Source organism: Rhodopseudomonas sp. BR0G17, from assembly GCF_010907025.1.
GTDB classification, from domain to species: domain Bacteria; phylum Pseudomonadota; class Alphaproteobacteria; order Rhizobiales; family Xanthobacteraceae; genus Rhodopseudomonas; species Rhodopseudomonas palustris_H.
The window spans coordinates 1-479 of the sequence record NZ_QUML01000127.1; the positions used below are offsets into that span (position 1 = coordinate 1).

Consider the following 479-nt stretch of genomic DNA (forward strand, 5'->3'; position numbering starts at 1 on the left):
GTGCCTGCGCCGAATTCGGCTCGATCAGCAGTGCGCGCTTCAGCGACCGGATCGCAGGCTCGATATTGCCGCTCTGGTACTCGGCTAGCGCGTAGAAGTGCAGCGCGCCGAAATTGTCCGGCGCCTTCTTCAGCACCTTCTTGTAGGCCGAGCGCGCCTCGTCGAGCTGCCCGTTCTGATGCAGCAGCCGCGCGCGCATCAACAGCATCACCGGCTCGTAAGCCTTGTCGGTCTGGCTGCGGGGAGGAACGGCCTTGCTGCGTCCGGGCTGCATCTGATGATCCGAATCTGGCTGAGGGATCGTATCTCCTCGGGTCCTGTCGCGCACCTGAGAGACGCTCGTAGGCGCGGCATCCTCCGACAGGCGTGTAAATAATTCATAAACCATGATGGCCGCCGCGCCAGCAGCCGCACAGGGCGCGAGAGAATCGGCCGGCGGCAATTACCGCCGGCCGAAAAGGTAAGCGAATCACCCCTGG

The 479-nt window shown here is 63.5% G+C and carries 1 protein-coding gene; it reads right to left on the reverse strand.

Translation table 11 applies throughout. The features are described 5' to 3' along the window. Positions 1-274, reverse strand: a 274-nt coding sequence (locus DY467_RS25510; RefSeq protein WP_164639831.1) for a tetratricopeptide repeat protein, incomplete at its 3' end; no start/stop codon positions are given. Between the last annotated feature and the right edge of the window lie 205 nt (positions 275-479).